This is a genomic window from Umezawaea sp., from assembly GCF_036375055.1.
In the GTDB taxonomy this organism is placed as follows: Bacteria; Actinomycetota; Actinomycetes; order Mycobacteriales; family Pseudonocardiaceae; genus Umezawaea.
Genome location: NZ_DASUSQ010000075.1, coordinates 38,059 through 63,186 on the forward strand (window position 1 = coordinate 38,059; position 25,128 = coordinate 63,186).

A 25,128-nucleotide genomic window follows, 5' to 3' on the forward strand; every position below is an offset into this window, starting at 1 on the left:
GTGGGCAGGTTGGACGGCAAGGTCGCGATCATCACCGGCGCCGCGCGCGGCCAGGGCGCCGCCGCGGCCCGGCGGTTCACCGCCGAGGGCGCGCGGGTGGCGATCACCGACGTCCGCGACGAGGAGGGCGAGCGGCTCGCCGAAGAACTCGGCGGGTCCGCCCTCTACCGCCACCTGGACGTGTCCTCCGAGGACGACTGGTCGCGGGTCGTGGCGGAGACGACGGACGCCTGCGGCGAGATCACCGTGCTGGTGAACAACGCGGGCGTCCTGCACTTCTCCGCCGTCGACGAGACCTCGCTCGCCGACTACCAGCGGGTGGTCGCGATCAACCAGACCGGCACGTTCCTCGGGATGCGCGCGGTGGTCCCGTCGATGACGCGGGCGGGCGGCGGGTCGATCGTCAACGTGTCCTCCGTGGAGGGACTGGCCGGGATGCCCTACCTGGTCGCCTACACCGCCACCAAGTTCGCCATCCGCGGCATGACCAAGGTGGCCGCCGTGGAACTGGGGGAGCGCGGCATCCGGGTCAACTCCGTGCACCCCGGCGCGGTCGACACCCTCATGGTGAGCGACGCGCTCGGCGGACTGGTGGTCGACGTGGGGCGGATCGGCCGCAAGGTCGCGCTGCGCCGCGTCGGGCAGCCGGAGGACGTCGCGAACGTCGTGCTGTTCCTCGCCTCCGACGAGAGCTCCTACTGCACCGGGTCGGAGTTCGCCGTGGACGGCGGTGCCACCGCGACGCACGGGCTGGGCTGACGTCAGACCCGCACCGCCTCGGCGACGTGCCTGGCCATCAGGGCGTAGGTCGTGCGGGTCTCCTCGGTGTCGTCGATGTCGTACCCGTGGTCGGCCCCCGCGACGTCGTGGTGCTCGACCAGCGCGCCGACGGCCCGCAGCCGCCGCGCGTACCGCGCGCCCTCCTCCCGGAGCCGGTCGAGTTCGGCCGTGACGACGAGCGCGGGAGCGATCCCGGTCAGGTCGGCGGTGTCCGCCGGGTTGGCGGGCGACACCAGCGGGTCGGTGCGCGCGGACCGGTCCGGCACGTACGCGGTGTCGAAGACCTCGCCCATCCACGGGCGCAGCAGCGGCTTCGCGAGCGGCGACGGCTTGTCCGCGGGGCTGACGGCGAGGTCGAGCGGCGGGTAGTGCAGGACCTGGAGCGCGATCGGCGGCCCGCCCAGCTCCAGCGCCTGGCGCGCCACGGCCGCCGCGAGCCCGCCGCCCGCGCTCTGCCCGCCCACCGTCAGCCTCGCGCCGTCCCACCCGTGCTCGCCGCCGTGGTCCGCGACCCACCGGACGACGTCGAACGCCTGCCGCGCGGGCACCGGGAACCGGTGCCGCGGCGCCACGGCGTAGTCGACGTTGACGACGACCACCCCGGCCTCGGAGGCCAGGTACCGGCACAGCGGGTCGTCGAGCGTGATCCCGCGCATGACGTACCCGCCGCCGTGGAAGTTGACGTGCACCGCCGGGGCCGGGTCCCGGCCCGAGGGCAGGTAGACGACGGCGCGCGCCGGTCCGACGGCCGTCGGGACCGCGATCTCCCGCGTCCGCACCCGGTACTCGGGCAGCAGGCTCGCGGCGCGCCGGGCGATCGTGCCCGCGGCGAGCCGGTTCGCGCCCTGCATGAGCCTGGCCACGACGTCGGCCACCAGGGGCGTGCCGAGGATCGACATGGTTCCTCCATCGTGCGGTCTCATCCGACGGACGACGCCAATGTACGGGTGATCCCGCGCGCGGCGGTCTGGACCAGGGGTGCCAGCGCCGCCGGGTCCGCGCCGTCCGCCCGCACCACCAGCGACACCGCGGCCACGACCTCGTCGTCGGCGTCGCGGATCGGTGCCGCCACGGACAGCGCGTCCGTGGTGACCTGGCCGTCGCTGACGGCGTAGCCGTTGCGCCGCACGTCCGCCAGCACCTCCCGCAGCCGCACCGGGTCGGTCGTGGTCTTCGCGCTGTACCCGCGCAGCGGCGCCGACAGCATCTCCTCCTGCACCTCGGCGGGCGCGTGGGCGAGCAGCACCAGACCGACCCCGGTGGCGTGCAGCGCGAACCGGCCCCCGACGCGGGTCTTGACCGGCACGGCGTCGCGGCCCGCGATCCTCTCGACGAACACCAGCTCCAGCCCGGCCCGCACGGCGAGCTGGACGTTCTCGTGGGTGACCTCGTACAGGTCCTCCATGAACGGCATGGCCGCCTCGCGCAGACCGAGCCCGCGCGGGGCGAGGGACGCGACCTCCCACAGCCGCAGGCCGATGCGGAACCTGCTGTCCGGACCGCGTTCCAGCGCGCCCCACGCCACCAGCTCCATGGCGCGGCGGTGCGCCGTCGGCAGGGACACGTCCGCCCGCCGCGCCAGCTCCGTGAGGGTCAGGGCGTGCGCCTCGGGCGTGAACGCCTCCAGCAGGGCGAGCACCTTCGACGTGACCGACCGACCCGTCACAGGTCGAGGACCAGTCGGGAGCCGCGCGCGCGGGAGACGCAGATCATCATCGTGTCGCAGGCCTCCTTCTCCGCCTCGGTGAGCAGCGAGTCGCGGTGGTCGGGAACCCCGTCCAGGACGGGCGTCTCGCAGGTGCCGCACGTCCCCTCGCGGCACGACCACAGCACCGGCACCCCGGCCTCCTCGACCACGTCGAGCACCGACCTGTCCGGTGGCACGGCGAGGACCGTCCCCGACCGCGCCAGCTCGACCTCGAAGCCCGCCCGCCGGGACGAGGTCGGCGCGGGGGTGAACCGCTCGACGTGCAGCGCCCCCGGCGGCCTGCCCGCGCAGCGCCGCTCGACCTCGGCCAGCAGCGGTTCGGGACCGCAGCAGTAGACGGCGGTGTCCGGGTCGGGGTCGCGCAGCAGGGCGTCCAGGTCGAGCAGCCCCGTCTCGTCCTGCGGCCGGACGTCCACCCGGTCGCCGTACGCGCGGGACAGGTGCTCCCGGAACGCCATCGACGCCCGCGTCCGCCCGCCGTACACCAGCCGCCAGTCCGCCCCGAGCGCGTCGGCCGCCGCCACCATCGGCAGGAACGGCGTGATGCCGATGCCGCCCGCGACGAACAGGTAGCGCTTCGCCTCCACCAGCGCGAAGTGGTTGCGCGGACCCCGGACGCGCACCGCGTCGCCCGGCCGGAGCCGGTCGTGCACGTGGTCCGACCCGCCTCGGCCGTTCGGCTCGCGCAGCACCGCCACCCGCAGTTCCGACCGGTCGGCCGGGTCGCCGCACAGCGAGTACTGCCGCACCAGGTCCGGGCGCAGCACGAGGTCGACGTGCGCGCCCGGCTCCCAGGCGGGCACGTCGTCCCCGTCGCGGTGGCGCAGGCTCATCACGACCACCCCGGCCGCGACCTCCTCCCGGTGCGCCAGCAGGAGGTCGAACTCCTGCTCGGCGGCGGCCCGAGCCGTCATCGCGCGCTCACGGCCAGCGGTTGCCGCCGCGCGGGCGCGGACCCGGACTCGTGGCCCACCGGGTGGGCGAGCAGCCAGTCCCAGAGCACGACCGGGTCCTCGAAGTCGCGTTCGGCGCCGCAGTGGCACACGGCCACCAGCAGATCGGTGCCCAGCCGCCAGTGGACCCGGTGCACGGCGTCACCGCGCAGCACCGCGACCCGGCCGGTCATACCCGCGCCGCCCGCGCGCCCTCGGCCGCGTCGGCGGCCATCCGCTCGAGGAAGCGCCGGGCCGCCAGGCCGCCGGTGTCGATGTTGACCGACAGTTCCTGGTAGCCGTCGGGTTCCGCCTGGATCACCTTCTCCAGGATGTCGAGCGCGGTCACGTCCTGGAGCACCACCGTGCGGTTGCTCTCCGCCAGGAAGTCCGACACGCCCTGGTCGTCGAGGGCGAAGTCCCGCGCCACGGCCCAGAAGTCGTGCGTGCTGTGCTCGGTCTCCGGGGTGATGGCGTAGACGACCTCGACGTGGAAGCCGTTCGGGTCGGACCCGTCCTCCTCGGGCAGCACGCCCACCGGGGCCACCCGGCTGTGCAGCAGGTACAGGCACGGCGGCCGGTACTCGATGTCCTGCCAGCGGGTGATGCGGCCCTCGATGCCGGTGGACTTCGCGTAGAACGGCGGGCACGCGGCGTCGTCCATGTGCCTGCTGACGTAGATGGTCCGGTTGTCCTCGTCCACCTCGGTCGTGATCGGCGTCTCCGCCACCTCGGGCGTGCCGATGTACCCGCCGTGCAGGTAGGTCTCGTGCGACAGGTCGAGCAGGTTGTCCACCAGCAGCAGGTACCGGGCCGCCAGCGGCTCCATCCCGCACACCGTCGTGTACCCGGGGTCGACGAGCCAGGGCGCCCTGGGGATCAGCGCCTCGTCGGCCAGGTCGGGGGCGCCGATCCACACCCAGACGAACGAGTCCCGCTCCACCACGGGGTAGGCGGGCACCCGTGCGGTGCGGGGGATCCGGGCCTGGCCGGGGACGGCCACGCACGTGCCCGCCTTGTCGTAGGTGAAACCGTGGTAGCCGCAGATGATCGTGTCGCCGTCGAGCCTGCTCTCCGAGAGCGGGTAGCGCCGGTGCACGCACCGGTCGGCGAGCGCGACCACCTCCCCGGTCTCGGCCCGGTAGAGCACCAGCGGCTCACCGAGGACGGTCCTGGCGAAGAGCTCACGGCCGATCTCGTGTCCGTAGGCGGCCACGTACCACTGGTCGCGCACGAAGGCGGTCATCACAGCGCGGTCTCCCGTCCTGCCACGAGTGGACCGCCCGGAGGCCGTGGTGGTGACGTCCGGGGCGGCGCCCGCCGGGATGGCGGGTGTCCAGGACAGTGGAGCAGCGCGCCCGTCGCGGGAAGCCCGGTTTTCAGTGGGTGAAAGGGAATCCTCGTCGCGGTGCCGGGACGGGGCGGCCACCGTCGCGCGCGGGACGTCCGCGAGTTCCGCCGTGGTCGCCGCCCACCGGTTGCCGACGGAGGGGGAGCGGGCCCGCGACCGACTTTCCCCCTGGGTTAAAGACCTGGATCTTCCGCGCGCGCTTCCCTAGCGTCGCACGGGCCCGCGGGCGCAGTCGCGCGACCTGCCGCGACCGGGACGAGGACGGGGACGGCCATGTCCGAAGCTCTGGAGGCGATCGAGCGGCAGGCCCGCCGCGGCCCCGACAGCCCGGCACTCGTCGTCGGCGAGCAGGTGCTCACCTACCGGAGCCTGGTCGACACCGCCGCGGAACTCGCGGGCAGGCTGGTCGCCGCGGGGGTGGAGCCCGGCACCGCGGTCGTCCTGTTCCTGCCGCAGGGCGCCGCCGCGCTGGTCGGCGTGCTCGCCACGCTCCGGGCGGGCGCGTCCTTCGCGGTGGTCGACCCCGACCACCCCGCCGAGCGGCTCGACTCCGTCCTGGAGGTCGCCGACTGCGCCGCGATCGTCCACCTCGGTGCCGTCAGGGGGCCGCTGCGCGACGTGGAGCGCCCACCGCCGCTGGTCGAGTTCACCGCGCGGGGGCGGTCGCGACCGGACCGTCCGGTCGCCGCGGACGGCCGCCACCCGGCGTACCTCCTGCACACCCCGGTGCCCGCCGGACGACCGAAGACGATCGTGATCACCAGGTCGAACCTGGACGCCGCCATCACCGGCCACACCACCCTGTACGGACCGGCCCCGGTCGTCCTGCCCGCACTGCCCGTGTCCGACGACGGCGTGCTGGGCGCCCTCTTCGCCACCCTGGCGTCCGGCGGCACCCTCGTGCTGCCCGACGCGCGCGAACTGGCCGACCCGCGAGCCGTGGCAGCCCTGGCCACCCGCCACCGGACCACGCACCTGCTCACCACCCCGTCGTCGCACCACCGACTGCTCGACCGGGCCGACCTCCTCCCGGCCACCCTCGACCTGTGCCTGCTGCACGGCGAACCGGTCACCCCGGACCTGGTGGCACGACACCGCGCCTCCCTGCCCCGCACCCGCGTGACGACCGTCCACGGCCCCGCCGAGGCCACGATCGCCTGCCTCGCCCACGCGGTCACCGGCAGTCCGAAGTGGACGATCCCGCTGGGCAGGCCCTTGGCGGGCACGACGATCCTGGTGCTCGACCCCCACCTCCGCCCCGTACCGCCGGGAGAGGTCGGCGAGCTGTACGTGGGCGGCGCCGCGGTCGGCCCCGGCTACGCCTGCGACCCCGGCCGCACCGCGGAGCGCTTCGTCGCGAACCCCGCGGGCGACGGCACGACCGTCTACCGCACCGGCGACCTGGTCTCCGTCGACCCGACCGGGACCGTGGTGTTCCACGGCCGGGCGACCACCCCTATAAAGGCGGCTCCACCTGCGGAGGAGGCCGTGATCGCTCGGCCGCTCGGGTGACTTTCGGCGGTACCCCGAAGTCGTGTGGGCGCAGCTCGGCACGTGACGCAGGTCTCACGGGTGAACCTCTTCGTGTCCCTGTAGAGCAGCGCACGAGAGGACCGCACCGATCATGCGTCCATTCCGCCGCAGACCCGTCCGTTCCAGACGCACGACCGCCGCGGCCGTGGCGACCCTCGTGGTCGCCGCCACCGTGACGGCACTCCCGCCCACCGCCTCCGCCGCCGTGCCGACCGGCTTCACCGACACCCTCGCCATCGGCGGCCTCAGCAGCCCCACCGCCGTGTCCTTCGCCCCGGACGGCAAGGTCTTCATCGCCGAGAAGAGCGGCCTGGTCAAGGTCTTCGACTCCCTCTCGGACACCACGGCCACCGTCTTCGCCGACCTCCGCACGCAGACCCAGGACTTCTGGGACCGCGGTCTGCTCGGCCTCGCGGTCGACCCGCAGTTCCCCGCCCGCCCGTTCGTCTACGTCGCCTACACCTACGACGCCGTGCCCGGCGGCACCGCGCCGCGCTGGGGGGACGCCTGCCCGACCCCTCCCGGCGCCACCGACCAGGGCTGTGTCGTCACCAGCCGGGTCTCCAAGCTGACGATGGGCGCGGGCGGTGTGGCCACCGCCGAGCAGCCGCTGGTCACCGACTGGTGCCAGCAGTACCCCAGCCACTCCATCGGCACGGTCGCCTTCGGACCCGACGGCGGGCTGTACGTCGGCGGCGGTGACGGGGCGAGCTTCAACTTCACCGACTACGGCCAGGTCGGCAACCCCTGCGCCGACCCACCGTCGCCCGCGGGCACGAACCTCACCTCGCCCACGGCCCGCGGCGGCGCGCTGCGGTCGCAGTCGATCCGCCGCCCGGCGGGCGAGCCGGTCACCCTCGACGGCACGATCACGCGCATCGACCCGGACACCGGCGCGGGCCTGCCCGGCAACCCGTTCGCGGGCAGCGCCGACGCCAACGCCCGCCGCGTGATCGCCTCCGGCCTGCGCAACCAGTTCCGGTTCGCGTTCCGGCCCGGCACCGAGGAGCTGTGGGCCGGTGACGTCGGCTGGAACACCTGGGAGGAGATCAACCGGATCACCGACGTGAACGACGGCACGGCGGAGAACTTCGGCTGGCCCTGCTACGAGGGCGCCGCGCGCCAGGGCGGCTACGACGGCGCGAACCTCTCCCTGTGCGAGTCGCTCTACACCGGAGCGGGCCAGACCGCGCCGTACTACACCTACAACCACTCGGCGAAGGTCGTGTCGACCGACCCGTGCCCCACCGGCGGATCGTCGGTCTCCGGCATCGCGTTCGAGTCCACCAGCAACTACCCGGCGGCCTACGACGGCGCGCTGTTCTTCGCCGACAGCTCGCGCGGCTGCATCTGGGCGATGCAGACCACCGCGGGCCAGCCCGACCCCGCCAAGCTGGTGCCGTTCGTGACCGGCGTGAACGTCCCCGTGCAGATCACCACCGGTCCCGGTGGCGACCTGTTCTACCTCGCCCTCGGCGCGGGCCAACTGCGCCGGGTCGGCTACCCCGAGGGCAACCGCGCGCCGACCGCCGCCGCCACGGCCACCCCGTCCTCCGGCCCCGCGCCGCTGGCCGTGCAGTTCAGCGGCACCGGGTCGACCGACCCCGACGTCGGCGACACCCTGTCCTACGCGTGGGACCTCGACGGCGACGGCGCGTACGACGACTCCACGTCCGCCACCCCGACCCGCACCTACAGCACCCAGGGCACGGTCGTGGTGGGCCTGCGCGTCACCGACCAGGACGGCGCGTCCGGCACCACGACGGTCACCGTCACGGTCGGCACGCCGGTCGCGCAGGACCCGGTGCCGGTGATCGACGATCCGACCGCCGCGCTGCGCTGGGCCGTGGGCCAGAACGTCCCGTTCACGGGCCACGCGACCGACGCGCAGGACGGCACGCTGCCCGCGTCCGCGCTGCGCTGGCGGTTGAGCATCCAGCACTGCGCGAGCAGCGGCTCCTGCCACGAGCACGTCGTGCAGGACTGGGCGGGCGTGGCGTCGGGCTCGTTCACCGCGCCCGACCACGAGTACCCGTCCTACCTGGAGCTGTCGCTGACGGCCACCGACTCCTCCGGCCGCTCCGCCACCAGCAAGGTCAGGCTCGACCCGCGCACGGTCGCCCTGAGCTTCACGTCCTCCCCGAGCGGACTCCGGCTCAGCGTCGGCGGCACGGCGTCCACGACACCGTTCACCCGCACCGTGATCGTCGGGTCGAACAACTCGGTCAGCGCGCCGAGCCCCCAGTCCGGCCCGCTCGGGTTGCGCTTCCGCTTCAACCGGTGGTCCGACGGAGGCGCCCAGACGCACAACGTCGTCGCACCGGCGTCGGCCACGACGTACCGGGCGACCTACTCGCTCTGCGCCTGCTGACCACCCGGTGCGGGCGCGGGTCCCGATCCGCGCCCGCACCGGGTCACGCGTTGTCCGACCACCACTCCTGCCCGGTCCCGCCCAGCGTCGAGATCGGGTCGTAGTACGGGTAGCGGCGGTCCAGCGCCTCCGGGTCGGCCAGCTCGATGCCCGTCCGGTAGTTCTTCGTCCAGTAGGAGATCCCCAGCTCGCGGTCGTACTCGGCGAGCTGGTGCACCCACCTCTTGCCCACGTACGGCACGTCGCACACGATGCGCGGCGTCGCGTAGCCGGGCAGGTACCCCATGATCGCGTGCTGGAGGGCCTGCGCCTCCCACACCGCCACCCGCCAGTGCTCGGCGTTCGGGATCATGTCGCACATGTAGAAGTAGTACGGCAGGATGTTCGCCTCGCCCTGGAGCGCGAAGCACAGGTCCAGCAGGTCGTTCGGGGTGGCGTTGACGCCCTTCATGAGCACGCCCTGGTTGCGGACGTCGCGGACGCCGACCTCCAGCGCCGTGCGCGCGGCCTCGGCGACCAGCGGGGTCACCGACTGGGCGTGGTTCACGTGCGTGTGGATCGCCAGGTTGACGCCCCGGCGGGCCGCCGTGCGGGCCACGCGCTCCAGGCCCTCGACGACCCTGGGCTGCAACCAGTGCTGGGGGAGACCCGCCAGCGCCTTGGTGGCCAGGCGGACGTCGCGGACCGTGTCGATGTCGAGCAGCCGCATGAGGAACGACTCCAGCTGCGCCCACGGGACGTTGGCGACGTCACCGCCGGACACGACCACGTCGCGGACGCCGGGCGTGCGCTTGAGGTAGTCGACCATCTGGTCCTGGCGGTCGACCGGCTTGAGCAGCAGCTTGTGCTTCTGGACCGTGGGCGTGCTGTTGCCGACGAGGTCCATGCGGGTGCAGTGGCCGCAGTACTGGGGGCACGTCGACACCAGCTCGGCCAGCACCTTGGTGGGGTAGCGGTGGGTCAGGCCCTCCACCACCCACATCTCGGCCTCGTGCAGCGAGTCGCGCTCGGAGTGCGGGTGGCTCGGCCACACCGGGTCGCGGTCGGAGCGCACCGGCACCATGTAGCGGCGCACCGGGTCCGCGAGGAAGGCGTCCGTGAAGTCCTCCGGGGCCGCGTCCGGTGCCATGGTGTTCAGCATCTGGGGCGGCAGCAGCATCGACATCGTGGCCAGCTCGGCCTGGTCGGCGGCCAGGTCCTCGTAGAAGCGCTCGCTGAGCAGGTCGCCCGCGACCTTGCGGAGCTGCTTCGCGTTCTTCACGCAGTTCACGCGCTGCCACTGCGCGTCGCGCCACTGCGCGTCGGTGACGTGGCTCCAGCCGGGGAAGCGGCGCCAGTCGGGCTCGACCAGCTCCTTGCGCACGTAGGTGTACGGCTGGTGGTCGATGCCCTCGGACGCGGGCGCGACCTCGTGAAGCGCAGTCATACGTACCCCCTACGGGTTGGTTCGCGTAAAGATATCCTGACACAGCGCCAGTTGGACGTAAATATTGCGGCACGAGGGCGTGTTGACCGTGTTACACGTGTCAAGGGAGCGATTTGACCGACTTGTGCGTTGAGGGGACATGCGCGTCTTCCTGTTGCTGTTGGTCGGCATGGCCGTCGAGATCGGCACGCTCATCGCTGTCGGCGAGTCCGTGGGGGTGCTCGCCACCGTCGGGCTGCTGATCCTGGGCGGTGTCGTCGGCTCGATGCTGCTGCGCCGCGAGGGCGCCCGGACGATGGCGTCGTTCTCCGAGGCGCTGCGCACCCGGCGCGCGCCGCACCAGGAGGTCGCCGACGGCGTGCTGATCGCCGCCGCGGGCGCGCTGGTCATCCTGCCCGGCTTCGTCAGCGACGTCGCCGCGCTCTTCCTGCTGTTCCCGCCGACCCGCCGCCTCGTCAGCCGCCGCATCGCCCGCCGCTCCGAGGAGCGCGCCGCCACGGCCGTGCTCAACCACCAGTACGGCCGTCCGCGGACCGCGGGCGGCGTCGTCGTGGACGGGGCCGTGGTCGAGGGTGTCGTGGTCGACGTCGACCCCGAGCCGCGCCCGTCCGGCAGGCCCGAACTGGCCTAGCGCGGTGGCCGCGCTAGTCGGAGGCCGCCGTCGTCCGGAAGGTCCGCCGGTAGGCCAGCGGTGACACCCCGATCGCCGCGTGGAGGTGCTGCCGCAGGGACGTGCCGGTGGCGAAGCCGACCCGGCCCGCGATCTCGTCGACCGGGAGGTCGCTCGACTCCAGCAGTTCGCGGGCGCGGGCGAGGCGCTGCTGGATGACCCACCGGCCGGGGCTCAGGCCGACCTCGTCGGAGAAGCGGCGGGCGAAGGTGCGCGGGCTCATCCGCGCGTGCTCCGCCAGGTCGGCCAGGACGAGCGGCTCGTGCAGGTGCGCGAGCGCCCACTGCCGGGTCGCCGAGGTGCCGTCGTCCGGTGTCCGCGGGACCGGCGCCTCGATGTACTGCGCCTGGCCACCCTCCCTCGACGGGGGCACGACGCACCGGCGCGCCGCCCGGTTGGCGACCGCGCTGCCGTGGTCCTTGCGCAGGATGTGCAGGAACACGTCGATGCCGGAGGCGGCGCCCGCCGAGGTGAGGATGTCGCCGTCGTCGACGAACAGCACGTCCGGGTCCAGGTGGACCCGTGGGAAGTGGCTCCGGAAGAGGTCGGACGCCTGCCAGTGCGTGGTGGCGGATCGGCCGTCCAGCCGACCGGTGGCGGCGAGCACGAAGGCGCCGGTGCAGATGGACACGAGCCGGGTGCCGGGCCGGATCAGCCCGAGGGCCGCCGCGATCGGTCCCGGCAGCGCGGGCGCGGTGATCTCCGCCGCGCAGGGGGGTGGGCTGAAGGGCGCGATCACCACGGTGTCCGCGGTCCGCAGCACCTCGGGGCCGTGCTCGACGGCGATGGTGAAGTCGGCGGCCGTGGTCACCGGCAGACCGTCGACGGTGCAGGTCACCACCTCGTACAGCCCGTCGGTCGCGCCGAGGACGCGGCTCGGTATGCCGAGCTCGAACGGGTACACCCCGTCCAGGGCGAGGACGGCGACGCGGTGCGCGCGGGTCATGGGGTGGCTCCGGGGATCGCCGGCCAGTGGCACGATCTCATCGCAAGGTGACCATCATGCCATTGTCGTGATCAGGAGCCCTCGACAGGCTGGGACCATGACCGACCGGAACCCCACCATGAACGCCGTCAGCCAGGACGTCCTCGGCGACCCCGACGTCCTCCGGCTCGTCGAACGGCCGCGACCGGTGGCGGGCACGAGCGAGATCGTCGTCCGCGTCCACGCCGCGGGGGTGAACCCGACCGACTGGAAGCACCGCGCGGGCCTGCCGTGGATGACCGAGCCGGTCCCGGTCCTCGGCTGGGACGTCTCCGGCGTCGTCGTCGAGGTCGGCCACGGGGTCACCCTGTTCAAACCGGGCGACGAGGTGTTCGGCATGCTGCCCTACTCGCACGGCGCGGGCGCCTACGCCGACTACTCCAAGGCCACCGCCCGGTCGTTCACCCGCAAACCCGCGACCATCGACCACGTCCGGGCAGGCGCGCTGCCCCTCGCCGCGCTCACCGCCCACCAGGCGCTGGTCGACACCGCGAACGTCCGGCCGGGACAGCGGGTGCTGGTCCACGCCGCCGCGGGCGGGGTCGGCCACCTGGCCGTGCAGATCGCCAAGGCGCGCGGCGCGCACGTCATCGGCACGGCGAGCGCGGGCAGGCACGAGTGGCTGCGCGAACTCGGCGCCGACGAGCTGGTCGACCACCGGACGACGGACTTCGCGGACGTGGTCGACGACGTCGACGTGGTCCTGGACCCCCTCGCCGACGACGTGCGCACCCGTTCGCTCGGCGTCCTGCGCGAGGGCGGTGTGCTGATCACGCTCGTGGCGGGCAACGACTTCGCCTCGGCCGCGACGAGGGCCGCCGACCTGGGCGTTCGACTGGAGGGGCTGGTCGTCGAAGCCGACCACGCGGGCATGCGCGCCATCGCCGACCTCGTCGAGCGGGGCGCACTCCGACCGCACGTCGAGGCGACCTTCCCGCTCGCCGAGGCCGCCGAGGCGCACGTCCGCGGCGAGACCGGTCGCACCGCGGGGAAGCTGGTCCTGGTCGTGCGCGAATGAACGAAGCCGTGAGAGCGGCGGCGCCATCAGCGCGTTCAGGTCTAAAACGGACACGACCGGGGTACCCGTCAGCGCATGACGTTGTACGGAGTGCACGCCTCCCACGAACAGGTCCACCCGACCGAGTCCCTGTCCGCCGTCAAGCACGCCGAACAGGCCGGCTTCGACGCCGCCATGTGCTCCGACCACTTCTCGCCCTGGAGCGAACGCCAGGGCCAGTCCACGTTCGCCTGGTCCTGGCTCGGGTCCGCGCTGGAGGCGACCAGCCTGCCCTTCGGCGTGGTCAACGCTCCCGGCCAGCGCTACCACCCGGCGATCATCGCCCAGTCGATCGGCACGCTCGGCGCCATGTACCCCGGCCGCTTCTGGGCCGCGCTCGGCACCGGCGAGGCCAGCAACGAGCACATCACCGGCGAACTCTGGCCCCGCAAGGGCCTCCGGACCGCCCGCCTGCGCGAGTGCGTCGACATCATCCGCGCCCTCCTCGACGGCGAGGAGGTCAGCCACGACGGTCTGGTCACGGTCGACCGCGCCCGCGTGTGGACCCGCCCGGAGGAGCCGCCGCAGCTGATCGGCGCCGCCGTCAGCGTCGAGACCGCGCGCTGGTGCGCCGAGTGGGCCGACGGCCTCATCACCGTCAACGCCCCGGCCGAACACCTGCGCCGCATGGCCGACGCCTACCGCGACGCGGGCGGCAGGGGCAAGCTGCACCTCCAGGTCCACCTCAGCTGGGACCCTGACGAGGCCACGGCCACGCGGATCGCCCACGAGCAGTGGCGCAGCAACGTCTTCCCCCCACCCGTCTGCTGGGACCTCGACACCGCGGAGGCCTTCGACACCGCCTCCGCCGACGTCACCCCGGAGAAGGTCGCCGAGGTCGTCAACATCTCCTCCGACCTCGGCAGGCACGCCGCCTGGCTGCGCGAGTACGCCGACCTGGGCTTCGACGAGCTGTACCTGCACCACGTGGGCCAGGAGCTGGACCCGTTCATCGACGCCTTCGGCGCCAAGGTGCTGCCGGAGGTGAGGTCGTGAAGCTCACCCGCACCTCCGACGTCTGGTGGAAGAACGCCGTCGTCTACTGCCTCGACGTCGAGACCTACGCCGACTCGGACGGCGACGGCCACGGCGACTTCCGCGGCCTGACCCAGCGCATCGACCACCTCCACAAGCTGGGCGTCACCTGCCTGTGGCTCATGCCGTTCTACCCGTCACCCGACCGCGACGACGGCTACGACATCACCGACTTCTACGGCGTCGACCCCGGTCTGGGCACGCTGGGCGACTTCGTCGAGTTCATCCGGACCGCCCGCGACCGCGGCATGCGCGTGATCGCCGACCTGGTCGTCAACCACACCTCGGACCAGCACCCGTGGTTCCAGGACGCCCGCTCCAGCAAGGACTCCCGGAAGCGGGACTGGTACGTCTGGGCGGACGAGCCCCCGGCCGACGGCCCCCAGGGCGTCGTGTTCCCGGACCAGGAGACCAGCCTCTGGGAGTTCGACGAACCGACGGGCCAGTACTACCTGCACCGCTTCTACCGCCACCAGCCGGACCTCAACGTCGCCAACCCCGAGGTCCGCGACGAGATCGCCAAGGTCATGGGCTTCTGGATGGAGCTGGGCCTCTCCGGTTTCCGGGTGGACGCCGTCCCGTTCCTCCTGGAGACCGACGGCCAGGCCGACGCCGTGGACCTCCCGGACCCCCACGACTACCTCTGCGACCTGCGAGCCTTCCTCAACCGCCGCAACGGCGAGGGCGTCCTGCTCGGCGAGGTCAACCTCCCGTACGCGGACACCATGAAGTTCTTCGGCAACGCCGAGGGCGTGGGCGACGAGCTGACGATGTGCTTCGACTTCATCGGCATGCAGCAGATGTACCTCTCCCTGGCGCGCAAGGACGCGGGCGCGCTGGCCAAGGTCCTGACCGAACGCCCCACCCCGCCCAGGGACGCCCACTGGGCCACCTTCGTCCGCAACCACGACGAACTCACCCTGGACAAGCTCACCGACTACGAACGCAAAGAGGTCTTCGAAGCCTTCGGCCCGGACCAGAACATGCAGCTCTACGACCGGGGCCTGCGCAGGAGGCTCCCGTCGATGCTGGAGGGCGACCAGCGCAGGATCCGCATGGTCTACAGCCTCCTCTTCTCCCTGCCGGGCACCCCGGTCCTCTTCTACGGCGAAGAGATCGGCATGGCCGAAAACCTCGCGGCAGAGGGCAGGCTGGCGGTACGCACCCCCATGCAGTGGTCGGACGACCCCAACGGCGGCTTCTCCACAGCGGACAAGAAATCCCTGCCGGGCCCAGTGGTCACGGGGGAATTCGGCCCGAAGAACATCAACGTCCAATCGCAGCAACGCGACCAGACCTCACTGCTCAACTGGATCCGCCAACTCGTAGAGCGCTACCGAGACTGCCCGGAACTGGCCTGGGGCGACTTCCAGGTGCTCAAGACCGAAGACCCGGCAGCCTTCGCGCACAGGTGCGACGCGGACGGCACGGTAGCGGCAGTGCACAATTTCAGTGACAAAAAAACAACAGTCACCCTGCCGCTCGCGGGATTCACCACGGCCGAAGACCTCTTGGTGGTGAAAACCACGAAAATCCCCAAGAACGGCAACCTGAAGCTGACCCTGGAACCCTACGACTGCCGCTGGTTCCGTCTGACCGAGCAGTGAGCCACGGCTTTCCCTGAACCGGTGGCCGATTGTGCTCGGGGGAGGTGACCCCCGCACCCCTTGATCGGGCAGGCAGCCACCACCTGCCCCTCAGCCCGATCAAGGGGTCGCACCGAGGGGCCCCGAGTCGCATCGGCCACCACCGCTGGAACCGGCGGCCACCCGATTCGCCAGGACCGGCGGCCACCCGATCCCCGTCCACCGACCGTCACACCAACCGATACCCATGAGCAGGCCGATTGGACACCCCGTACCGGGGCTGAACCTCGGCCTTCCCGATGGCCACCAAGTGCTCCAGGTACCGCCGAGCGCTCACCCGCGAAACCCCGGCCCGATCCCCGACCTCCTGCGCGGACATATCCCCCTCGTTGGCCCGCAAGGCCTCGGTGACCAACCGCAGGGTCACCGCCGACAACCCCTTCGGCAAAGCCCCACCCCTGGGCTTGCGCTGCCCGGCGGCCAACAGTTGGTCCACGGCATCCTGATCGAGAACGGACTCCCGCCCCACCCGCAGGACCTCGGCCCGCTGGGCCAGGTAGGCGTTCATCCGCTCCAGGAAAGCCCCGCGGGTGAACGGCTTCACCAGGTAGTGGTCCACTCCTCGGGACATGGCTTGCCGCACGGTCTCCACCTCCCGAGCGGCGGTGATGGCGATGACGTCCACCTGGGCACCGGACCGCGCCCGCAACCGGGCCAACACCTCCAACCCGGAGATGTCGGGGAGGTGGATGTCCAACAGCACCAGATCCGGGTGCAGCTCCTCCACGGCCCGCAGGGCGTCCATCCCGCGATGCGCCTCACCGACCACCGTGAACTCCGGCAACGTGTCCAGGAACGCCCGGTGCACGGCCGCCACGGCGAAGTCGTCGTCGACCACCAGGGTGCGAACGGTGCTCATGCGCCGACCCCCACCAGGGCGGGGAGCCAGACGTCGAACGAGGCCCCGCCCAACTCGGACCGGCCCACCTCGACGCTGCCGGACCGCCGCGAGACCACCCGCGACACCAGCGCCAGCCCGATGCCCCGGCCGTGCGCCCGTCGCGGCTGTTTGGTTGTGACGCCCAAGGTGAAGATCCTCCCGCGTTCCGCTTCGTCGATGCCCGGCCCGTCGTCCTCGACGAGGATGCGGACCCCGTCGTCGTCGGACCGGACGAGCACGGTGACCGTGCCGCCCGACCCCGCCGCGTCGACGGCGTTGTCGACCAGATTGCCCAACACCGTCAGCGTGTCGTCACCCGCCTCCCTCGTGACCGACGAATCGGGGGAGAACCGGAACGACACGCCGTGCTCGTGGGCGGTGCCCGCCTTCGCCAGCAGCAGCGCCGCCAGCGCCGGGTCCGCCATCGCGCGGTCGACGGTCGCCGACGTGAGCGAGCCCGCGCCGCCGACGCGTTCGATGTAGCGCACGGCGTCGGCGGGCCGGTCGAGTTCCAGCAGGCCGCCGATCACGTGCAGGTGGTTGGAGAACTCGTGCGCCTGGGTCCGCAGCACCTCGGTCACGGTGCGCTGGCCGTCCAGTTCGCGCAGCGCGTCGTACAGCTCGGTGCGGTCGCGCAGGGTCAGCACGACGCCGACCGGGCGGCCCTGCGACTTGGCGGTCATGCGGTTGGCGACCAGCACGCGCTCACCGGCCAGGACCAACCGATCGGTCACGTCCTCGACCACCCTGGCCAGGTCCAGCAGGCCGCCGCGTTCCAGCACCTGCGCCGCGGGCAGCCCGGTGGGGTCTTCGCGCAGGTCCAGAAGCCGCATCGCCTCGTCGTTGACCAGCACGAGGTGGTCGCGGTCGTCGACCGCGACGACGCCCTCGCGGATGCCGTGCAGCATGGCGTCGCGGGTCTCCAGCAGCTGGGCGATCTCCGCGGGCTCCAGCCGGAACGTGCGCCGCCGGATCGTCTTGGTCACCATCGCGGCGCCGAGCGAGCCGATCAGCGCCGCCGCCGCGAGCCAGCCGATCAGCTCGGGCAGGTCGTCGGCGAAGTCGGCCGCCAGCTGGGTCTCCAGGATGCCGACCGACGCGATGCCGATGATCGTCCCGTCGGTGGCCCTGATCGGCACCTTCGCCCGCAGGGAGGTGCCCAGCGTTCCGGTCTCGGTGCCCACGAACACCTGGCCGGACAGCGCCGTGGACGGGTCCGTCGACACCTTCTGGCCGATCCGCGCGGGGTCCGGGTGGGCGTAGCGGTTGCCCGCGTTGTCGGTCACGACGACGTAGGTCACCCCGGACGCCTTGCGCAGCACCTCGGCGAGAGGCTGGATGATCTCGGCCGGGTGAGGCGCGTCGAACGCCTCGATCACGGACGGCAACCGTGCGACGCTCTCCGCCGTCGACAGCATCCGCCCCTTGTACGCCTCGCGGATCCGGTCGTTCTGGAGTTTCGCCGCGAGCAGACCGGCGGTGCACGTCGTGACCAGAACGATGACGACCTGGAGAGCCAGCAGGTAGACACCGAGGGAAAACGACCGTCGCATGGTGCGCATTCTGGCCCAATGCGCTTGTGAGCTGCTTCACGACCGTAACGACCAATACGACCGTTACTTCCAGTGGTGTATTCGTCACCGGACGAATGCCTACCCTCAGCCGCCACCGGGGCACGGAAGCCCCGGATACCCGGAAGGCGTACAACAATGTCGAGAATTCACACCCGTGGAGCGCGCACGGTGGCGGCCGCGACGATCGCGGTGAGTCTCGCGCTCGCGGGCTGTGGCGGCGCGAGCTCCTCCAGCTCGGTCGCGAAGCTGGAGATCATGGCCCCCGCGGATCCGGGCGGCGGCTGGGACCAGACCGCGCGGGCCATGCAGGCCAGCATCACCGGCGCGGATCTGGTCAAGTCCGTTCAGGTCAGCAACGTGGGCGGTGCCGGTGGCACGGTGGGCCTCCAGAAGCTGGCCAACGAGAAGTCCGACAGCTTCCTGATGATCACCGGTCTGGTGATGGTCGGCGCCGTCGAGACCAACGGTGTCGACAAGCGCCTGGAGGACGCGACCCCGATCGCCCGGCTCACCGCCGAGGACGAGGTCGTCGTGGTTCCCGCCGACTCGCCGTACCAGAAGATCGACGACCTGCTGGCCGACATCGCCGCCAAGGGCCAGGGCGTCTCGATCGCGGGCGGTTCCGCGGGCGGCACCGACCACATCCTCGCCGCGATGATGCTCAAGGCCAAGGGCATCGAGCCCGCGAAGCTCAACTACGTCCCGTTCTCCGGCGGTGGCGAGTCGCTCGCCGCGCTGCTGGGCAACAAGGTCAACGCGGGCATCTCCGGCGTCGGCGAGTACGCCGAGCAGATCAAGGCGGGCAAGCTCCGCGCGCTCGCGACCTCCGGCCCGAACGAGCACGCCGACCTCAAGGCCCCGACCCTCAAGGGCGCGGGCATGGCCGTCGAGCTGATCAACTGGCGCGGCGTGGTGGCCCCCGGCGGCATCTCCGTCGCCGCGAAGGACAACCTCGTCAAGCTGGTCACCGAGATGCACGACAGTGAGCAGTGGAAGGCGGAGCTGACCAAGAAGGGCTGGACCGACACCTTCCTGACCGGCCACGACTTCTCCAAGTTCCTCACGACCGAGATCAACACCATCCAGACCACGCTCAAGGAGATCGGGCTGGTGAAGTGACCGCTGTCGACACACCGACACCGGGCGCGGACCCGGTGCGCGGTCGGCAGATCGAGGAGTACGTCTTCGGTGGGCTGATCGTCGCACTGGGGATCTTCACGCTGGTCGAGGCGGGCACCATCCAGGTGCCCTCCTCGGCCAGCTCGGTCGGGCCCCGCGCGTTCCCCTACGCCGTCGGCTTCCTGCTCGTCGTGACCGGCTTGGCGGCCATCGTGGCCACCGCGCGCGGGAAGCTCGGCGAGCTGGAGGACGCGGAGGACGTGGACGCGAACGCGCGGACCGACTGGATGACCGTGGTGAAACTCCTGGCCTTCCTGGTCGCGCACCTCGTGCTGATCGACCTGGTCGGCTGGCCGGTCGCGGCGGCGCTGCTGTTCGCGGGCGCCGCCTGGACGTTGGGCGCACGACCGTGGTGGAAGGTGCTGCTGATCTCGGTGGTGCTCGCCGTGGTGATCCAGATCGTCTTCGCGTCCGGTCTCGGGCTCTCCCTGCCCGCCGGGATCTTTGAGGGAGTGCCACTCCTCGATGGATAACATCACGCTGCTGCTCGAAGGTTTCGCGACCGCGATGCAGCCGGAGTACCTGCTCTACGCGCTGCTCGGCGTCACGCTGGGCACCGCCGTCGGCGTGCTGCCGGGCATCGGCCCGGCGATGACGGTCGCACTGCTGCTGCCGTTGACCTACACGCTCGAACCGACCGCGGCGATCATCATCTTCGCGGGCATCTACTACGGCGGCATGTACGGCGGGTCGACCACGTCGATCCTGCTGAACACACCGGGCGAGTCGTCCTCGATCGTGACCGCGCTAGAGGGCAACAAGATGGCGAAAGCCGGGCGCGGAGCCGCCGCGCTCGCCACCGCGGCCATCGGGTCGTTCGTCGCGGGCACGATCGCCACGGTCCTGCTGACCGTGCTCGCGCCGACCATCGCGGACCTCGCGGTGACCCTCGGGCCACCCGACTACTTCGCGCTCATGGTCGTCGCGTTCATCACGGTCGCCGCGCTGCTGGGCTCCTCGGTCAGCCGGGGCCTCGCGGCGCTGGCGCTGGGCCTGTTCCTCGGCCTGGTCGGCACGGACACGCTGACCGGTCAGCCCCGGCTGACCCTCGGCCTGTCCACGCTGTCCGACGGCATCGACGTGGTCGTCGTCGCGGTCGGCGTGTTCGCCGTCGGCGAGGCGCTGTACGTGGCGTCGCGCCTGCGGCACGGGCCGGTCGAGGTGGTCCCGGTCGGCGGCAAGTGGATGACGAAGGAGTTCTGGTCCCGGTCGTGGAAGCCGTGGTTGCGCGGCACCGCCATCGGGTTCCCGATCGGCACCATCCCGGCCGGTGGCGCGGACGTCTCGACGTTCCTGTCCTACGCGGCCGAGAAGAAGCTCTCGAAGCGGCCCGAGGAGTTCGGCAAGGGCGCCATCGAGGGTGTCGCGGGACCGGAGGCGGCCAACAACGCGGCCGCGGCCGGTGTCCTCGTGCCGCTGCTGACGCTCGGCCTGCCGACCACGGCGACCGCGGCGGTCATCGTGGCGGCGTTCCAGAGCTACGGCATCCAGCCGGGACCGCTGCTGTTCACGAACAACTCGGCCCTGGTGTGGGCGCTCATCGCGAGCCTCTACATCGGCAACGTGATGCTCCTCGTGCTCAACCTCCCCCTGATCAAGATCTGGGTGAAGGTCCTGCAGATCCCGCGGCCGTACCTGTACGCGGGCATCCTGCTGTTCGCCGCGCTCGGCACCTACGCGGTGAACTTCGTCGTGCAGGACCTGATCGTGCTGCTGGTCATCGGCGTGATCGGGTTCTTCATGCGACGGCACGGCTACCCGATCGCGCCCGCCGTGGTGGGCATGATCCTGGGGCCGATGGCGGAGGAGCAGCTCCGCCGGACGTTGACGATCAGCCAGGGCGATCCCGTGGCCCTCGTCGACAGCACGTTCGCGATGGTCGCCTACAGCGTCCTCGCGCTCATCCTCGTCTCCGCGGCGGTGCTGAGGTTCCGCCGTGGCAGGGTGAAGGTCGCGGCATGATGATCTGATGCGATCGCCGCGGTGGACCTGGCCGGTGGTGACCCTCGTGGTCGCCACCGGCCTCTTCCTGTTCCTGGTGGGGGACGGGTGGGAGCTGGCCGACCAGAAGTCCAGCGTGCTCGGCATGGCCTTCGGCTGCGCGGGCCTGCTGCTGGCGCTCGCCCAGTGGTGGAGCGGACGCCGGACCGCGCCGGAACCACCCGACCTCGCCGCCGCCGTCCGCGCCCAGTGGCGGCAGGAGGAACGGGCGCGCGGCGTGCACGACCCGTACCCGCTGCCGGTCCGGTGGGACAACGCCCCACCGGAACTCGTGGACCACTGGCCAACGATCCACCGCGACCCGGACCGGGACGACCCGGTCGACCTCTCGGGCGCGCTGGACGACCTGGCCGAGGTCTACGCCGCCGTGCCGTCCGGACGGCTGGTGGTGCTCGGCGGACCGGGGTCGGGCAAGACGGTGGTCACGACCCGGTTCGTGCTCACCGCGGACACCGAGCGCGTCCCGGTGATCCTGCCCCTCGGGTCGTGGAACCCCGAGCAGGACCTGCGGTCCTGGCTGTCCGACGAGCTGGAGCGCCAGTACGGTCCCGAGGCCGCGGCGCTGGTCGCCGCCGAGCGCGTCCTCCCGGTGCTGGACGGCTTCGACGAGATCGCGCCGCACCTGCGCGACCGGGCGATCCGGGGGATCAACGCCTCCCTCGGCGCCGACGACCCGCTCGTGCTGACCAGCCGCGTGGCCGAGTACGCCGCCGCCGCGGACGTGGTCACCGGTGCCGCGGCGATCGTCCTGGCCGACCTCGACGCGGCCGACGTGGAGAAGTACCTGCGGCTGTCCACCAGGGGCGACAAGTGGGCACCCGTGCTCGACCGGCTGCTCCCGGTGCTGGGCACGCCGCTGATGACCACCCTGGCCCGCACGGTCTACGACACCGAGGACCCCGCCGAGCTGCTGGACGTCCCGGACCCCGAGGCCCACCTGCTCGGCCGGTACGTCCCCGTGCTCTACACCGAGCACCGCGACCGGCGGCACCTCCGCTTCCTCGCGGACTTCCTGGTTCGCCAGGACACCCACGACCTGGCCTGGTGGCGGCTGCCGAGCGCGGTGCGCGGGCGCCGGGTGCTGTTCGCCGCGGCCCTGGCGGCGCCGGTGCTGCTCGGCGCGGCGGTCAGCGGGTCCACCTCGGTCGCGGTGCTGCTGGTCGTCCTGCTCGGACCGATGATCAGCGGCCTGGGCACCGACCACCCACCGCTGCGCCTGCGCCCGACCCGGTGGTCCGGCGCCCCCGGCGCCGCGGCGGTCGGCCTCTGCGCGGGCGCGGGCGCGGGCCTGCTGCTGGGCCTGGCCCCGTGGACGGTCGTGCTGCTTGCCGCCGCCGTCGCGGCTCTCGCGGTCGCCACCGCCGTCGGCGCAGGCCCGGCCGACGGGACCGTGGGCGACCCGGACCGGCTGCTGCGGGTCGACCGCACCACGTCGCTGGTCACCGTGGTGAAGTTCGCCGTGCCGGTCGGGCTCGCGGTGGCGCTGCTCGGCGGGGGAGACGGCCCGAGGGCGCTCACCACCGCGCTGGCGATCGGCCTCGCCCAGACGGTCGCCTACCAGGCGTGGGGCCGGTTCGCCCTGGCCCGCGCCTACCTCGCCGCCACCGGGAGGCTGCCGTGGCGGCTCATGGCGTTCCTGCGCGAGGCCCACCGCCGGGGCGTGCTCCGGCAGGTCGGACCGGTCTACCAGTTCCGCCACGCCCGCCTCCGTGACCGGCTCGCGGAGGAGTACGGGCAGACTGAGCGGTCGTGACGACAACTCTTCTCCTCGGTGGCCGCGTCTACTCCTCCCAGGCGGCGACCGCCATGGCCGTCACCGACGGCACGATCGTGTGGATCGGCCAGGACACCGTCGGCCGCGCCCTGCACCCCGACGCGGAGGTCGTCCAGCTCGACGGGGCGTTCGTCGCGCCCGCGTTCGTCGACGCGCACGTGCACGCGACCTCGGCAGGCCTCCAGCTCACGGGCCTCGACCTGACCGGCTGCGCGTCGCTCGCCGAGTGCCTGGCCGCCGTCCGCGCCACCGACGAGCCGCTCGTCTGGGGCCACGGCTGGGACGAGACGACGTGGCCCGAGGGCCGCCCGCCCACCCGCGCCGAGCTGGACGAGGCCGCCGGGGGAGCGCGGGTGTACCTGTCGCGGATCGACGTGCACTCCGCGCTCGCGTCGACCGCGCTCGTGGACGCGGCACCCGGAGTCCGCGGGGCCGACGGCTGGTCGGAGGACGGGCCCCTGTCGCGGGCCGCGCACCACCACGTCCGCGCCGTCGCCAAGAACGCCATCCCGGCCGAGCGGCGCCGCGCGGCGCAGCGGGCGTTCCTGGCCCACGCCGCGAGCCGGGGCGTGGCCGCCGTGCACGAGTGCGCGGGCCCGGACATCTCCAGCACCGAGGACCTCGCCGACCTGCTCGCCATGACCGACGGTCCCAGGGTCGTCGGGTACTGGGGCGCGTTCGAGCCGATCGACCTCCCGGTCACCGGCCTCGCGGGCGACCTGTTCGTGGACGGCGCCCTCGGGTCCCGCACCGCCGCCCTGCACCAGCCCTACGACGACCGCCCGGACACCTCCGGCGCGCTCTACCACGACGCCGACGCCATCGCCGCGCACCTCGTGCGGTGCACCGGGGCCCAGCTCCAGGCCGGGTTCCACGTCATCGGCGACGCGGCGATGACCGCCGTGGTGCGGGGCTTCGAACTGGCCGCCGAGCAGGTCGGCGCGCCCGCCCTCGCGGCCCGGCGGCACCGGCTCGAACACGTCGAGATGATCACCGCCGACCAGGCGGAGGCCCTGGGCGCGTTCGGGGTCGTGGCGTCGGTCCAGCCGCTGTTCGACGCCGAGTGGGGCGGCCCCGAGGGCATGTACGCGCAGCGCCTCGGCGTGGAGCGCGGCACGGCGCTCAACCCGTTCGCCCAGCTCGCCTCGGCGGGGATGCTGCTGGCGCTCGGCTCGGACACCCCCGTGACGCCGGTCGACCCGTGGGCGGCCGTGCGCGCCGCCGTGCACCACCGCACGCCGGGGGCGGGGCTGTCGCCGAGGGCCGCGTTCACCGCGCACACCAGGGGCGGCTGGCGGGCGGCGGGCGTGGACGACGGCGTCACCGGCACCCTCCAGCCGGGCGCCCCCGCGACCTACGCCGTGTGGGACGCGGCCGACCTGGTCGTCGCCGGATCGGACTCGCGGGTCCAGCGGTGGTCGCTCGACCCGCGCTCCGGGGTGCCCGGCCTGCCGCCGCTGGAGCCCGGCTCGCCGCTGCCGACGTGTCTGCGGACCGTCCTCGACGGACGCGTCATCTACGACGCGGGCCGGATCGGCCAGGCGTGAAACTGGTCCGAACGGCCGCTGGACGTGGGCCGTTCGGACCAATATCACCTTCGTGATGGCCGAGCGTTGAACGCCGGTGCCGATTCCTGCGAATCCCTCCCTGAAGCCCGCGTGCGTGGGCTAGTGGGAAAGGAGCGGGCATGGCAGAAGCACCACCACTGACACGGCGGCGACGCACGAGGGGCGTGCTAGCGGCCGCCGGCGCCACGGTGTTGATCGCCGCCGTCGACGTCCTGGTGCCGGGTTCCTCGGTGGCGTCCAGCCACCGCGAGGCGCCGTTGATCTCCGCCGACCCGACGGTCGACAACACCGACCTGTACGCGTTCGTGGCAGGCGACCAGCCGGACTTCGTGACGATCATCGCGAACTACTCCGGCTTCCAGGAACCCAACGGCGGCCCCAACTTCTTCCCGTGGGCCCAGGATGCGCAGTACGACTTCAACATCGACAACGACGGTGACGCGAAGGCCGACATCGTCCTGCGCTGGCAGTTCCACAACGACGACCGTCGCAAGAACAACACGTTCTTGTACACCAACGGTGTCGTGGACTCGCTCGACGACGAGAACCTGTTGTTCCGCCAGCGCTACGACCTCGAGGCGATCTACGAGAACGGCCAGAAGGTCAAGCTCGTGAACAACGCCCCGGTCGCGCCGTCGCCCAACGGGCCCGCGTCGAT

General features: G+C 72.3%; 22 protein-coding genes. 13 read left to right on the plus strand and 9 right to left on the minus strand.

Annotated features, from left to right (window positions below; genetic code table 11):
* A complete protein-coding gene (locus VFZ92_RS20850; RefSeq protein WP_330877663.1) occupies positions 1–759 on the plus strand; it encodes a glucose 1-dehydrogenase in 759 nt (252 codons plus the stop codon).
* A gap of 2 nt (positions 760–761) precedes the next feature.
* Here the strand turns inward: VFZ92_RS20850 and VFZ92_RS20855 are convergent, their stop codons facing one another.
* From VFZ92_RS20855 to VFZ92_RS20875, 5 genes are read right to left on the minus strand one after another with little or no spacing between them, the layout of a single operon-like run.
* Positions 762–1,679, minus strand: a complete 918-nt coding sequence (locus tag VFZ92_RS20855) for an alpha/beta hydrolase fold domain-containing protein (RefSeq protein ID WP_330877664.1) — start codon at positions 1,677–1,679, stop codon at positions 762–764.
* Between the two features lie 20 nt (positions 1,680–1,699).
* Complete coding sequence (locus VFZ92_RS20860) at positions 1,700–2,446, minus strand: IclR family transcriptional regulator (RefSeq protein WP_330877665.1); 747 nt, start codon at positions 2,444–2,446, stop codon at positions 1,700–1,702.
* Entirely contained in the window at positions 2,443–3,402 is a 960-nt protein-coding gene (locus tag VFZ92_RS20865) for a PDR/VanB family oxidoreductase (protein WP_330877666.1), read from the minus strand. The genes VFZ92_RS20860 and VFZ92_RS20865 overlap by 4 nt, the downstream gene beginning before the upstream one ends.
* Positions 3,399–3,614, minus strand: a complete 216-nt coding sequence (locus tag VFZ92_RS20870; protein WP_330877667.1) for a hypothetical protein — start codon at positions 3,612–3,614, stop codon at positions 3,399–3,401. The genes VFZ92_RS20865 and VFZ92_RS20870 overlap by 4 nt, the downstream gene beginning before the upstream one ends.
* Positions 3,611–4,666 (minus strand): aromatic ring-hydroxylating dioxygenase subunit alpha, encoded by a 1,056-nt coding sequence (locus VFZ92_RS20875; RefSeq protein ID WP_330877668.1) that lies wholly within the window; start codon positions 4,664–4,666, stop codon positions 3,611–3,613. The genes VFZ92_RS20870 and VFZ92_RS20875 overlap by 4 nt, the downstream gene beginning before the upstream one ends.
* Positions 4,667–5,044: 378 nt before the next feature.
* On the opposite strand from VFZ92_RS20875, the gene VFZ92_RS20880 reads away from it, so the two are divergent.
* Positions 5,045–6,283 carry an AMP-binding protein gene (locus VFZ92_RS20880; protein ID WP_330877669.1) on the plus strand — a complete coding sequence of 413 codons (1,239 nt, stop codon included), beginning with the start codon at positions 5,045–5,047 and terminating at the stop codon, positions 6,281–6,283.
* Positions 6,284–6,449: 166 nt separating this feature from the next.
* Complete coding sequence (locus VFZ92_RS20885) at positions 6,450–8,675, plus strand: PQQ-dependent sugar dehydrogenase (protein ID WP_330877670.1); 2,226 nt, start codon at positions 6,450–6,452, stop codon at positions 8,673–8,675.
* Between the two features lie 43 nt (positions 8,676–8,718).
* Here VFZ92_RS20885 and VFZ92_RS20890 read toward each other — a convergent pair whose 3' ends face one another.
* Positions 8,719–10,101, minus strand: coding sequence for a lysine 2,3-aminomutase (locus tag VFZ92_RS20890; RefSeq protein WP_330877671.1), 1,383 nt, complete (start codon positions 10,099–10,101; stop codon positions 8,719–8,721).
* Positions 10,102–10,240: 139 nt separating this feature from the next.
* On the opposite strand from VFZ92_RS20890, the gene VFZ92_RS20895 reads away from it, so the two are divergent.
* Entirely contained in the window at positions 10,241–10,732 is a 492-nt protein-coding gene (locus VFZ92_RS20895; RefSeq protein WP_330877672.1) for an FxsA family protein, read from the plus strand.
* A gap of 13 nt (positions 10,733–10,745) precedes the next feature.
* Here VFZ92_RS20895 and VFZ92_RS20900 read toward each other — a convergent pair whose 3' ends face one another.
* Positions 10,746–11,717 (minus strand): GlxA family transcriptional regulator, encoded by a 972-nt coding sequence (locus tag VFZ92_RS20900; RefSeq protein ID WP_330877673.1) that lies wholly within the window; start codon positions 11,715–11,717, stop codon positions 10,746–10,748.
* A 118-nt stretch (positions 11,718–11,835) separates the two neighbouring features.
* Here VFZ92_RS20900 and VFZ92_RS20905 point away from each other — a divergent pair, with 118 nt between their 5' ends.
* The 3 genes from VFZ92_RS20905 to VFZ92_RS20915 all read left to right on the plus strand — a co-directional run bounded on the left by VFZ92_RS20905 (position 11,836) and on the right by VFZ92_RS20915 (position 15,455).
* Entirely contained in the window at positions 11,836–12,774 is a 939-nt protein-coding gene (locus tag VFZ92_RS20905; protein ID WP_330877685.1) for an NADP-dependent oxidoreductase, read from the plus strand.
* Positions 12,775–12,849: 75 nt separating this feature from the next.
* Positions 12,850–13,809: a TIGR03885 family FMN-dependent LLM class oxidoreductase gene (locus VFZ92_RS20910; protein ID WP_330877674.1), complete on the plus strand. Its 960-nt coding sequence runs from the start codon at positions 12,850–12,852 to the stop codon at positions 13,807–13,809.
* Positions 13,806–15,455, plus strand: coding sequence for an alpha-amylase family protein (locus VFZ92_RS20915; protein WP_330877676.1), 1,650 nt, complete (start codon positions 13,806–13,808; stop codon positions 15,453–15,455). Before VFZ92_RS20910 ends, VFZ92_RS20915 begins: the two co-directional genes overlap by 4 nt.
* Positions 15,456–15,663: 208 nt before the next feature.
* Here VFZ92_RS20915 and VFZ92_RS20920 read toward each other — a convergent pair whose 3' ends face one another.
* A complete protein-coding gene (locus tag VFZ92_RS20920) occupies positions 15,664–16,353 on the minus strand; it encodes a response regulator (RefSeq protein ID WP_330877677.1) in 690 nt (229 codons plus the stop codon).
* Positions 16,350–17,927 (minus strand): sensor histidine kinase, encoded by a 1,578-nt coding sequence (locus VFZ92_RS20925; RefSeq protein ID WP_330877678.1) that lies wholly within the window; start codon positions 17,925–17,927, stop codon positions 16,350–16,352. The genes VFZ92_RS20920 and VFZ92_RS20925 overlap by 4 nt, the downstream gene beginning before the upstream one ends.
* Positions 17,928–18,116: 189 nt before the next feature.
* Between VFZ92_RS20925 and VFZ92_RS20930 the strand changes: the two genes are divergently transcribed.
* From VFZ92_RS20930 to VFZ92_RS20955, 6 genes are all read left to right on the plus strand, one after another.
* A complete protein-coding gene (locus VFZ92_RS20930) occupies positions 18,117–19,067 on the plus strand; it encodes a Bug family tripartite tricarboxylate transporter substrate binding protein (RefSeq protein ID WP_330877679.1) in 951 nt (316 codons plus the stop codon).
* The gene (locus VFZ92_RS20935; RefSeq protein ID WP_330877680.1) at positions 19,064–19,600 is read left to right on the plus strand and encodes a tripartite tricarboxylate transporter TctB family protein; all 537 of its coding nucleotides are present in this window, start codon (positions 19,064–19,066) and stop codon (positions 19,598–19,600) included. The genes VFZ92_RS20930 and VFZ92_RS20935 overlap by 4 nt, the downstream gene beginning before the upstream one ends.
* Positions 19,593–21,089: a tripartite tricarboxylate transporter permease gene (locus tag VFZ92_RS20940; protein ID WP_330877681.1), complete on the plus strand. Its 1,497-nt coding sequence runs from the start codon at positions 19,593–19,595 to the stop codon at positions 21,087–21,089. Before VFZ92_RS20935 ends, VFZ92_RS20940 begins: the two co-directional genes overlap by 8 nt.
* 7 nt (positions 21,090–21,096) lie before the next feature.
* Positions 21,097–22,881, plus strand: coding sequence for a hypothetical protein (locus VFZ92_RS20945; RefSeq protein ID WP_330877682.1), 1,785 nt, complete (start codon positions 21,097–21,099; stop codon positions 22,879–22,881).
* Between the two features lie 53 nt (positions 22,882–22,934).
* Positions 22,935–24,449, plus strand: a complete 1,515-nt coding sequence (locus tag VFZ92_RS20950) for an amidohydrolase (RefSeq protein ID WP_330877686.1) — start codon at positions 22,935–22,937, stop codon at positions 24,447–24,449.
* A gap of 185 nt (positions 24,450–24,634) precedes the next feature.
* On the plus strand, positions 24,635–25,128 hold a 494-nt coding region (locus VFZ92_RS20955; protein ID WP_330877683.1), incomplete at its 3' end, for a DUF4331 family protein.

What these genes read in the sequence shown, in the direction of transcription:
- VFZ92_RS20900 (WP_330877673.1), bottom strand. Translation starts at nt 11,717, where the DNA reads ATGACCCGCGCGCACCGCGTCGCCGTCCTCGCCCTGGACGGGGTGTAC.
- VFZ92_RS20905 (WP_330877685.1), top strand. Translation starts at nt 11,836, where the DNA reads ATGAACGCCGTCAGCCAGGACGTCCTCGGCGACCCCGACGTCCTCCGG.
- VFZ92_RS20865 (WP_330877666.1), bottom strand. Translation starts at nt 3,402, where the DNA reads ATGACGGCTCGGGCCGCCGCCGAGCAGGAGTTCGACCTCCTGCTGGCG.
- VFZ92_RS20925 (WP_330877678.1), bottom strand. Translation starts at nt 17,927, where the DNA reads ATGCGACGGTCGTTTTCCCTCGGTGTCTACCTGCTGGCTCTCCAGGTC.
- VFZ92_RS20910 (WP_330877674.1), top strand. Translation starts at nt 12,850, where the DNA reads ATGACGTTGTACGGAGTGCACGCCTCCCACGAACAGGTCCACCCGACC.
- VFZ92_RS20890 (WP_330877671.1), bottom strand. Translation starts at nt 10,101, where the DNA reads ATGACTGCGCTTCACGAGGTCGCGCCCGCGTCCGAGGGCATCGACCAC.
- VFZ92_RS20870 (WP_330877667.1), bottom strand. Translation starts at nt 3,614, where the DNA reads ATGACCGGCCGGGTCGCGGTGCTGCGCGGTGACGCCGTGCACCGGGTC.
- VFZ92_RS20880 (WP_330877669.1), top strand. Translation starts at nt 5,045, where the DNA reads ATGTCCGAAGCTCTGGAGGCGATCGAGCGGCAGGCCCGCCGCGGCCCC.
- VFZ92_RS20855 (WP_330877664.1), bottom strand. Translation starts at nt 1,679, where the DNA reads ATGTCGATCCTCGGCACGCCCCTGGTGGCCGACGTCGTGGCCAGGCTC.
- VFZ92_RS20875 (WP_330877668.1), bottom strand. Translation starts at nt 4,666, where the DNA reads ATGACCGCCTTCGTGCGCGACCAGTGGTACGTGGCCGCCTACGGACAC.
- VFZ92_RS20940 (WP_330877681.1), top strand. Translation starts at nt 19,593, where the DNA reads ATGGATAACATCACGCTGCTGCTCGAAGGTTTCGCGACCGCGATGCAG.
- VFZ92_RS20920 (WP_330877677.1), bottom strand. Translation starts at nt 16,353, where the DNA reads ATGAGCACCGTTCGCACCCTGGTGGTCGACGACGACTTCGCCGTGGCG.
- VFZ92_RS20950 (WP_330877686.1), top strand. Translation starts at nt 22,935, where the DNA reads ATGGCCGTCACCGACGGCACGATCGTGTGGATCGGCCAGGACACCGTC.
- VFZ92_RS20895 (WP_330877672.1), top strand. Translation starts at nt 10,241, where the DNA reads ATGCGCGTCTTCCTGTTGCTGTTGGTCGGCATGGCCGTCGAGATCGGC.
- VFZ92_RS20945 (WP_330877682.1), top strand. Translation starts at nt 21,097, where the DNA reads ATGCGATCGCCGCGGTGGACCTGGCCGGTGGTGACCCTCGTGGTCGCC.